Source organism: Bradyrhizobium sp. ORS 375, from assembly GCF_000239775.1.
Taxonomy (GTDB): domain Bacteria; phylum Pseudomonadota; class Alphaproteobacteria; order Rhizobiales; family Xanthobacteraceae; genus Bradyrhizobium.
The window spans coordinates 24,153-34,795 of record NZ_CAFI01000004.1; the positions used below are offsets into that span (position 1 = coordinate 24,153).

General features: G+C 66.7%; 6 protein-coding genes. 5 read left to right on the forward strand and 1 reads right to left on the reverse strand.

The window, feature by feature from the left end; genetic code table 11:
- Positions 1-219: 219 nt before the first annotated feature.
- The 5 genes from BRAO375_RS00400 to BRAO375_RS37100 all read left to right on the forward strand — a co-directional run bounded on the left by BRAO375_RS00400 (position 220) and on the right by BRAO375_RS37100 (position 7,137).
- Positions 220-2,046 (forward strand): extracellular solute-binding protein, encoded by a 1,827-nt coding sequence (locus BRAO375_RS00400; protein WP_009025457.1) that lies wholly within the window; start codon positions 220-222, stop codon positions 2,044-2,046.
- Positions 2,047-2,095: 49 nt separating this feature from the next.
- Positions 2,096-3,604, forward strand: a complete 1,509-nt coding sequence (locus BRAO375_RS00405) for an AMP-binding protein (protein ID WP_009025458.1) — start codon at positions 2,096-2,098, stop codon at positions 3,602-3,604.
- A gap of 113 nt (positions 3,605-3,717) precedes the next feature.
- Positions 3,718-4,950, forward strand: a complete 1,233-nt coding sequence (locus BRAO375_RS00410; RefSeq protein WP_009025459.1) for a nucleotidyl cyclase domain-containing protein — start codon at positions 3,718-3,720, stop codon at positions 4,948-4,950.
- A 571-nt stretch (positions 4,951-5,521) separates the two neighbouring features.
- Positions 5,522-6,928, forward strand: coding sequence for an alpha/beta hydrolase (locus BRAO375_RS00415; RefSeq protein WP_009025460.1), 1,407 nt, complete (start codon positions 5,522-5,524; stop codon positions 6,926-6,928).
- Between the two features lie 2 nt (positions 6,929-6,930).
- A complete protein-coding gene (locus BRAO375_RS37100) occupies positions 6,931-7,137 on the forward strand; it encodes a hypothetical protein (RefSeq protein ID WP_139031265.1) in 207 nt (68 codons plus the stop codon).
- A gap of 15 nt (positions 7,138-7,152) precedes the next feature.
- Here BRAO375_RS37100 and mfd read toward each other — a convergent pair.
- Positions 7,153-10,643: transcription-repair coupling factor (mfd, locus tag BRAO375_RS00420; protein WP_035638158.1), on the reverse strand; the 3,491-nt coding region annotated here is incomplete at its 5' end.

Here is a 10,643-nt window from a genome sequence, read left to right on the forward strand (position 1 = left end):
AAGGCGCCACACCAAGCCGTTGAAGCGGCTGTCTCCTCAGGAAATGAGGCGGATAAGTGACAGGCGTTGCCGCCCTGCTCAATTGACCGCTTTCATAACGCGGTATGCGGAAAGATCAATGCCGCGAGACCGTGTCAGAGACGCCGTTTAGCGCGTGCGGGCCTGTGGTAAAAGCCTTTCGTGGCCCGTTTCGAATCAATTGCTTGCGTGGCGATCCTGATGCTGCAGCGCATGTCGGGGGCAGCCGGCGCATTGGCCGGGGCGATTCTGGCGCTGTTGCAGCCAGTCTACAGTTCCAGCGCCCGCGCTGCCGAAACTGCGGCAATCGCCATGCACGGCGAGCCGGCCCTGCCGGCGGGCTTCGATCACATGCCCTATGCGAATCCGGATGCCCCAAAAGGCGGCCGCCTCGTCTGGGGGGTGCTCGGCACGTTCGACAGCCTGAATCCGTTCATCGTCCGCGGCATCGCCGTGCAGCAGATCCGCAGCCATGTGGTCGAAAGCCTGCTCACCCGCGGCAATGACGAGGCGTTCACGCTCTATGGCCTGCTCGCCCGGAGCGTCGAAACGGATGACCGCAGGACCTATGTCACATTCCATCTCGACCCCCGCGCCCGCTTCTCCGATGGCACGCCGGTGCTGGCAGAGGACGTCGCATTCTCCTTCGCGCTCCTGCGCGATCATGGCCGCCCCAACCACCGCCAGTTCTACGGCAAGGTCGCCAAGGCCGAGGTGCTCGATCCCCTGACCATCCGGTTCGACTTCGGCGGCACTGAGGATCGCGAGCTGCCGCTCATTCTCGGGCTGATGCCGGTCCTGGCGAAGCACGCCACCGACGTTGCGACGTTCGAGAACACCAGCATGACCGCGCCGCTCGGCTCGGGACCCTACCGGGTCACGGCCGTACAGCCGGGATCCAGCGTCACCTTGACCCGCAACCCCGACTATTGGGGCCGCGACCTGCCGGTCAACCGCGGCCTCTGGAACTTCGACGAGGTCCGACTCGATTACTACCGGGAAGCCAACGGCCAGTTCGAGGCGTTCAAGCGCGGCCTCTACGACTTCCGCGTCGAGACCGAGCCGCTGCGCTGGCACGACGGCTACGACTTCCCTGCGGCGCGTAGCGGCGAGGTCATCCGCGACAGCTTCACCTCGGGCATGCCGCAGCCGTCGCAGTTCCTGGTGTTCAACACCCGCCGCCCCGTGTTCGCCGATCTCAGGGTGCGCCGCGCGCTGACCCTGCTGTTCGACTTCGAGTGGATCAACCGCAACTACTTCTTCGGGCTCTACCGGCGCAGCGGCGGCTATTTCGCGGGCTCCGAGCTGTCCGCCTATGGCCGTGCGGCCGATGCGACCGAGCGCGAGCTGCTCAAGCCGTTCGCGGCGCAGATCCCCTCCGACATCATGGACGGCAGCTACCGCCTGCCGGTCACGGATGGCTCGGGCCGCGACCGCACCGCGCTCAAGGCCGCACTCGATCTGCTCGCCGAGGCGGGCTATGATTCCGACGGCGCGGTGCTGCGGCACCGGACGACGCGGGCGCCGCTCGCTTTCGAGATCCTGGTCACGACGCGCGATCAGGAGCGCATTGCGCTCGCCTATGCCGGCAGCCTCAAGCGCGCCGGGATCAGCGCATCCATCCGTGTGGTCGATCCCGTGCAGTTCGACCAGCGCCGCCTCTCCTTCGAGTTCGACATGATCCAGAACCGCTGGGACCAGTCGCTGTCGCCCGGCAACGAACAGTCGTTCTACTGGGGCAGCGAGGCAGCGGACCGCACCGGAACGCGGAACTACATGGGCGCCAAGGATCCGGCGATCGACGCCATGATCGCCGCGCTGTTGCGGGCCCGCGACAGGCAGCAATTTATCTCGACCGTTCGCGCATTGGACCGTACCCTGATGGCGGGGTTCTACGCTATTCCAGTGCTCAATGCCGCCGAGGAATGGATCGCTCGGTGGAATCGTATAGAACGGCCCAAGAGGACAGCTTTGACGGGAGCGCTCCCGGAGAGCTGGTGGCAGCGGCCGGAACCGGCATCGAAATGACCAACCGGGGCAGTTGGTCGGCCGGGTCCGTGAAAGTACGGGGCAACAGGTGAATCAGGCCAATACGTCGCCGACGCTCGACGCGTTGTTTCAACGCATCCTGGCGCGCAAGCCGGATGCGGTTGCCCTGATCGATCCGATCAACAAGCAGCGCATCTCCGGCCGGCCGCCGATGCGGCTCACCTACGCCGAAGCCGATCGCGTGATCTCGGCGCTCGCCGCACACTTCATCGATGCCGGCCTGCCCGCGCATTCCGTGATCGCGGTGCAGCTGCCCAACACCATCGAGTTCGTGCTGACGGTTCTGGCGGCGCATCGCGCCGGCCTGGTGGTCGCCGTGTTCCCGCTGCTCTGGCGTCAGTCGGAGCTCGTGGCGGCGCTCAACCGTACCAGCGCGCGGGCCATCGTGACGATGGCGAAGATCGACGGCGTCGTTCACGCGGATCTCGCGATGAATGCCGCGGCCGAAGCGTTCTCGATCCGCCACGTCTGCGGCTTCGGCAGCGATCTGCCCGAAGGCATGTACTCGCTCGACCAGTCGATCGCCAAGCCGTCGCGCTCGACGCGGGGAATCATGCCTGACGGTCGCAAGGCCGCGATCGTCTCGTTCGACGTGACGGCCGATGGTTTCCGCGCCGTGCCGCGCACCCATCTCAGCCTGATCGCCGGCGGCCTCGCGGTCTCGCTCGAAAGCGATCTGCCGCAAGGCGTGAACATGATGTCGGCATTCCTGCCGTCGTCCTTCGCCGGGCTCGCCGCCTCGGTCGTCACGTGGCTGCTGTCGGGGGGCAGCCTCGCGCTGCATCATCCGTTCGATGCCGATGCGCTCGAGCAGCATCTCGCGCAGCTCGGCTGCGACACGCTGATCGTGCCGGCGCAGCTCGCGTTCCGTCTCGACGAGGGCGAGCTCGCCACCCGGCTGCCGAATCTGCGCTACGTGCTCGGCATGTGGCGCGCACCCGAGCAGGTGGCCTCGAGCCCGGCCTGGAAGACGCGCGACATCGAATTGACCGACGTCTATCTGTTCGGCGAAGCCGGCCTGTTCGCCATCCGCCGGACGTCAGCCGACGGCAATCCCGGTCCGGTCAAGCCGGGCCGGCAGGGCGCGCCGCGGGAGCAGCCGGGATCGTCGATCGCCGGAGAGATCCTGGTCACTCCCAAGGGTACGCTCGGCCTGCGCGGGCCGATGGTCGTCGTCGCCGCCTACGCGCCCCCGCCTCCGCCGAGCGACTCGCTGATGCCGGCGCCGCCGCGGGATTTCGTCGACACCGAATATGCCGTGCGGCTCGACCGCGCCCACGATACGATCTCGATCACCGCACCGCCTGCGGGCGTGATGGCTGTCGGCGGCTACCGCTTCCTGGCGCAGGACCTGCACGAATGGTCGCGGCGGCTCGGCCAGGGCGCACTGTTGACCGCGCTGCCCGACCGGCTCAGCGGACACCGCCTGGCGGGACGCGCGATGGACAACGCGCGCGCGCGCGAAGCGCTCGCCGAGCTCGGCCTCAATCCGCTGATGGTGGAGGCGTTCCGCGACCGTGCCGGCCCGGGCGGCTGAAGCTGCCGTCCGGTCGAATGCGGAACGCGCGTGTTCGGAACAGTGTTGACGCCGCGTTAACGGGAGGGACCTAGGATCGCGACAGCATCGTCAGCGTATCCTGAGTTTCCTTGATGTCCCAACAAGGCCCGCTTCTCATCGTCTCTCCTTCCACGCGGCCTTCGCTGACGGCGGCCCTCGCGGCGGCGCAGATTCTCCCGACGACCGAGGCCCGCTGGGCCGACGCGGCCGGCGCCCTGTCCCGAGTTCAACCAGCGGCCATTCTCGCCGTGATGGAGGGCGCCGAGGCCGCCGACGTGGCTGCGCTGTCGCGCCATGTCAGCGCGCGCAAGCCCTATGTCCCGATGATCGCAATTGCGCCGGGCGAGGCTGCCCTGCCCGATAACGCCATTCCCCTGCACGGCAGCGACAACACCGACCGTCTGCTGGCACGCCTGCGCGCCGCCTTGCGCGTCCGCACGCTGCACACGACGGTGCTGCGCCGCCTCGACGAGAAGAAGACGCCGGACGCCACGCTGCCCGAGACGGATCCGCTCAATGACGCGACGGTGCTGCTGCTCGGCCGCGGCGCCTCGCTGCCCGGACTATCAGTTGCGCTCGGCGAGCGCATGGCCGTGGTCGGCGCGCTCAGCATCGAGGCCGCGGCGAAGCACCTGTCGAGCCGCGACATCGACGGCATTGTGCTCGGCGAAGGCTTTTCGCCGCGCGTGGTCGATGCGTTCCTCGCCGTGCTCGCCGAGGATACCCGCTTCCGCAATCTTGGCGTCGTCGTCACCGCCAATCAGCCGGCACCGCTGCAGGAGCTCGCCAATCTCGAGATCATCGCCGGCGATCCGCAGCGCATCGCGGCGCATGCTCTGCCGCTGATCCGCCAGCACGCCTTCGAGAGCCGGCTCAACCGCACGCTGCGCGCGATCGAAGCCGGCGGCATGCTCGATCCCTTGACCGGCCTGCTCACCCGAAACGCCTTCGCGCGCGACTTCGCGACCGCGGTCAGCCAGACACAGAAGAGCGGCGGCAGCCTGGCGGTGGCCCGCTTCGCCTTCGATCCGGTCAACCCGCGCGCACAATATGACGGTGCCCGCATCATCAGCCGCCTGATGCGCCGGATGGACTTCGGCACCCACGAGGACAACGGCTCCGTCGTCGTCGTGTTCGCCGAGACCGACCTGCGCTCCGCCCACGCCATCGCCCGCCGCCTCTCCAGCGTGATGCGCCACACCTCGCACGGCAAGCGCGACACGCGCAGCGAGCCCGCGATCACCGTGGCCGCGCTGCAGCCGAACGACACCGCGCGAACATTGCTGGCGCGAGTCTATGGCGAGGCCCAACGCGCGGCGTCTTAAGATTGGGGCGCCGCTCCTAGGCCCACGACATGCGAGTGCAGCGAAGCAATCCAGAGTCTCGCACGCGGCCCTGGATTGCTTCGCTGCACTCGTAATGACGCATGGAGTTATCAGCTCGCGTCTCATCCAAAGCGCCGAACCGTAGGGTGGGCAAAGGCGCTTGCTCGATCTCGCCACACGGAAGGTGCAGATGCGCCGTGCCCACCGTCTTACGACATGGCACGATGCGCGACGGTGGGCACGCCGCCGCCTGACGGCGGCCGCTTTGCCCACCCTACGGACTCACAACAAAGCGCCGAACGATCTTCCTCAATCCGGCAACCGACTCTCCAGAGCCTGTATGTATTGCTCCTGTAGTTGACAGCGGCGGACTCGGTGCCCGCAGCAGGTCGCCGGATTTCGAGCGACGAAACTATTTCTGCTCTCGGCACGTCACCGCGAGTCCACCGCCGATCTCGATCAAGATCGCAACTTTCGATTGTCATGATTGGAGAATACACATAGGTTCCGCAGGCAAGGACGTACCGCGATCGATCGAGCGCGGCCAGGTTGAAGCACCAGGGAGGGGTCGATGGAGACGATCATTCTGGTCCCCGGCATCACGGGCTCTTGCCTCAGTCTTGGTGAGACCCAGGTATGGCCGCCGACGATCGACGAGATCGTCTGGGACGGCTATCACCGGATCGGCGAACTGCTTGATCCCCAGGTGACGGCGACCGGGATTTGGGCGGAGCTTCCGGTGTTCGACGGCTATTCGTACCCGGTCTATCGCCCGATCATGACAAAGCTGGATCAGATCGCCGAGCGGCTCTCCCCGGCCGCCAAGCGCATTGATTTCTACTATGATTGGCGGGTCGATCTCTGGCAGTCCAACGCGCCGTTCGTGGCCTCGTCCGAGATGCTGGCTCGGCGGATCGCCGAGGCCGTCGGCGGCGGAGCAACGGCGATCACGCTGGTGTGCCATTCCATGGGCAATCTCGTGGCGCGGCTGATGCTGGAAAGCGGGAGATACGAGAACGCGCCGTGGTTCGGGAACATCAAGCGTCTGATCTGCGTGTGCGGGCCCCACCTGGGCGCCGCGACCGCTCTGGGGCAGGCGCTGGGATGCGAAGCCGGCTCGCTCGGCCTGAGCCGGGACGACTTGCGAGCGATCGCCAACAATCCGAGCTACCCAGCCTGCTTCCAGTGCTTTCCGACGCCCGGGACGGACGCGCTACTCGACACCAGCCTCACGCCTCCCGAGCAGGAGCAGGACGTCTACGATCCGGCCGTGGCTGACAAATACGGGCTGACGGTTTCGAGTGCGCAGGCCGCGGCGACCTCATGGCAACAGCTCAATGTCGCGCATCGTCCGGCCGGTGTCACATACTATCTGATCGCCGGCACGGGCCTTAGTACCTCCAATGCATATCTCTATCGCGGGACCAGCTTTGTCGAGACGATCACCGTGGACGGCGACGGCACGGTGCCCGTGTTCAGCGCCCTCGCCGGCAGCTATTCCGGCAAATATTCGATGCCGGGCAGCCATGTCGGAATCCTCGGCACGGTGCAGTTGTCTGATGCGCTGGACGAGATCTTCGGCCTGTCGCGAATGCGGGCGTTCCTGATGGCCGAGCCGGGCATCACGATCAATCTGCACAAGCACAGCTTCGTCCCCGGTGAATCCATGCAGTTGCTGATCATCCCGGACACGCCGACCACCACCATCAAGGGACGGCTGACCGTCAGCGCGGCGCCACGCCCGGGCGCACAGAGCGGTGCCGTCAAGGCTGCTCTGGTCGCCTACGGTGCAGCGCTGCCGCTGGACTATCAAGGACCCGAGATCACGCACATTTCGGCGCGATGGACGGCGCCGCGCCTCCCCGGCGCCTATGTCATGCGGTTCGAAGGCGACACGCACCAGACAAGCGCCCCATCAAGTGCCGTGTTCTTCGTCAACGACCACCCGGGACTCGCGCCGCTTCACGGGACGCCGTGAGCGTGCAGGAGCTGCATCTTGAGATCGCGCATCTGCCCCAATTGTCTGGTGCAACCACGGCGGTGCCAGGCGCCTCGGGCGAAAGCGGAGCATGCGTGATGCAAAACCGGCAATCTCGCGAAGACACAGACTGGGTCAGCGTCGTCGCAATCGTCTCAGTGTTCCTGATTGCGAGCCTTGCCTTGCATTTCGGCTGGCAACTTCGATAACCTGAAGCCGGTGGACTATGCCGCCTTCTTCTTCTCCGCGAGCTCCGCCAGCTCCTTGAGGATGTCCGTGGTTCCCGCCAGCCGCTCCTCCGGTGTCTCCCAGACCTGCAGGAACACCACCTTCATGTCGGGGCGCACCTTGGCGGCCTGGCCGTGGCGCTTGATGAAGGCGACGAGGCGGTCGGGATAAGCAAAACTGTTGTCGCGGAAGGCGATCACGGCGCCCTTCGGGCCGGCGTCGACCTTCTCGACATTGGCGCGGCGGCAGTAGTTCTTGATCGCGGCGACCTTGAACAGGTAGCGCGTCTCGTCGGGCAGCTTGCCGAAGCGGTCGCGCAGTTCGGCGGCAAAATTCTCGATCTCCTCGTCAGTCTCGAGATCGGCGAGCCTTCGGTACAGCGACAACCGCACCGAGAGATCGGAGACGTAGTCCTCCGGAATCAGCACGGGCATGCCGATGGTGATCTGCGGCGACCAGCGATCGACGGTCGGCTCGGTGATGCCGGCCTTGAGGTTCTCGATCGCCTCCTCCAGCATCGACTGATACAGCTCGAAGCCGACCTCCTTGATATGGCCGGACTGCTCGTCGCCGAGCAGGTTGCCGGCGCCGCGGATATCGAGGTCGTGGCTGGCGAGCTGGAAGCCGGCACCCAGCGTCTCCAGCGACTGCAGCACACCCAGCCGCTTCTCGGCCTGCGCGCTGACCTTGTGGGTCGACGGCAAAGTGAACAGCGCATAGGCGCGCAGCTTGGAACGGCCGACGCGGCCGCGCAGCTGATAGAGCTGGGCGAGGCCGAACATGTCGGCACGATGGACGATCAGCGTGTTGGCGCGGGGAATGTCGAGGCCGGACTCAACGATCGTGGTCGACAAGAGAATGTCAAACTTGCCGTCGTAGAATGCCGAGATGATGTCCTCGATGACAGTCGGCGCCATCTGGCCATGGGCCACCGCGACCTTCATCTCCGGTACGGTCTTGTCGAGGAATTCCTTGACCTCGGCGAGATCGTCGATGCGCGGCACGACGTAGAACGCCTGGCCGCCGCGATAGCGCTCGCGCAGCAGCGCCTCGCGGATCATCACGGGATCATGCGGCGCGACGAAGGTGCGCACCGCCAATCGATCGACCGGCGGCGAGGCGATGATCGACAGCTCGCGCACGCCCGTCAGCGCCAGCTGCAGGGTGCGCGGGATCGGCGTCGCCGACAGCGTCAACACGTGGACCTCGGCGCGCAGCTGCTTCAGCCGCTCCTTGTGGCTGACGCCAAAGTGTTGCTCCTCGTCGACGATGACGAGGCCGAGGTCGCGGAATTTGATGGTCTTGCCGAGCAGCGCATGGGTGCCGACGACGATGTCGACGGAGCCGTCAGTGAGGCCCTTCTTGACCTGGTTGAGCTCCTTGGTCGAGACGAGCCGCGAGGCCTGCGCGACGTTGACCGGAAAGCCCTTGAAGCGCTCGGTGAACGTCTTCGCGTGCTGGCGCGCGAGCAGCGTGGTCGGCACGACGACGGCGACCTGCTTGCCGTCGAGCGCGACGGCGAACGCCGCGCGCAGCGCCACCTCGGTCTTGCCGAAGCCGACGTCGCCGCAGACGAGACGATCCATCGGCCGTCCCGCTTCGAGGTCCCCAAGCGTCGCCTGGATCGCGGCGAGTTGATCCTCGGTCTCGTCATAGGGAAAGCGCGCGCAGAACTCGTCGTAGAGGCCGGCCTGCACCGGCATCTTCGGCGCCTCGTGCAGCATGCGCTCGGCGGCGATCTTGATCAGTTCGCCGGCCATCTCGCGGATGCGGTTCTTGAGTTTCGCCTTGCGCGTCTGCCAGCCCGAGCCGCCGAGCTTGTCGAGCTCGACATTGGTCTGGTCGGAGCCGTAGCGCGACAGCAGCTCGATGTTCTCGACCGGCAGATACAGCTTGGTTTCGCCGGCATAGCGCAGCTCGAGACAGTCATGCGGCGCGCCTGCGACTTCGAGCGTCTGCAGCCCGACGAAGCGGCCGATGCCGTGGTCGACGTGCACGACGATGTCACCGATGGCGAGGCTCGTGACCTCCGAGATGAAATTGTCGAGCTTGCGGCTGGCGCGGCGCGGCCGCACCAGGCGGTCGCCGAGGATGTCCTGCTCGGAGATGACGGCGATCTGATCGGTCTCGAAGCCGGTCTCCAGGCCCAGCACCGCCAGCATGGTCTCGTTGCGCGGCGTCGCCTGCACCATGCGCCAGGTGTTGACGCTGGTGACGTGGATCAGCTTGTGGTCCTTCAACATCGACGCCATGCGGTCGCGCGAGCCTTCGCTCCACAGCGCGATCACGACCTTCTTGCGCACCGACTGCAGCGCCTGCACATGCGCCACCACGGCCTCGAATACGTTGACGGCGGCGGCGTTACGCTCCGGCGCGAAGTTGCGGCCGGCCCGCGCGCCGATGTCGACGACGCCAGCGCCCTCCGGCACCGCGAACGGCGTGACGCGTGCGAGCGGCACGGCGGCGAGGCGCTCCGCCCACTCGGTCGAGGTCAGATATAGCCGGTCGACCGTCAGCGGCTTGTAGATCGCGCCGCCGCCGGGATGCTCCATCGCCTCGCGGCGGGCGTCGTAATAGTCGATGATCTGCTTGAAACGCTCGCGTGCGGCGTCCTCGCCCTGCGGCTCGATCACGATGGGCGTGTTCGGCAGATAGTCGAACAGCGTCTCCATCTTGTCGTGGAACAGCGGCAGCCAATGCTCCATGCCGGGATAGCGGCGGCCCTCGCTGACGGCCTCGTACAGCGCGTCGTCGCGCTCGGGCGCGCCGAACTCGGCGACATAGCCCATGCGGAAGCGGCGGATGGTGTCGGTGACGAGCTGGAATTCGGAGACCGGCACGAGATCGAGCGAGCGCATGTCGAGCAAGGTGCGCTGGGTCTCGGCGTCGAAGGTGCGGATCGACTCCAAAGAATCCCCGAAGTAGTCAAAGCGCACGGGCTGGTCGAGGCCGGCGGGGAACAGATCGAGGATGCCGCCACGCACGGCATATTCGCCGCTCTCGCGCACGGTCGAGGCCCGGACGTAGCCGTTATGCTCCAGCCACGCGACGACCGAATCCATCGGCACGACATGACCTGGCGCGACCGACAGCGCCTGCCCCGCCATGGTGTCACGCGACGGCACCCGCTGCACGATGGCGTTGACCGTGGTCAGCACGATCAGCGGCTTGTCGCTGCCCGCGAGGCGCGACAGCCGCGCCAGGGTCGTGACGCGCTGGGCGAGGATGCCGCCATGCGGCGAGACGCGATCGTAGGGCTGGCAGTCCCAGGCCGGGAACTGCATCACCGGCAGATCTGGCGCGAAGAAGTCGAGCGCCCGCGCCAGCTGCTGCATCCGGTTGCCGTCGCGGCAGACCACGGCGAGGCTGACCGCCGGCGGCTTCGGCCTGGCGGCGATCGCGCGCGCGAGGTCGGAGACGNCGAGGCCTTCGGCACCCTCGGCGACATTGGAAAGCGTGAGCGCGCGTCCCGGCGCGAGATGCTCGG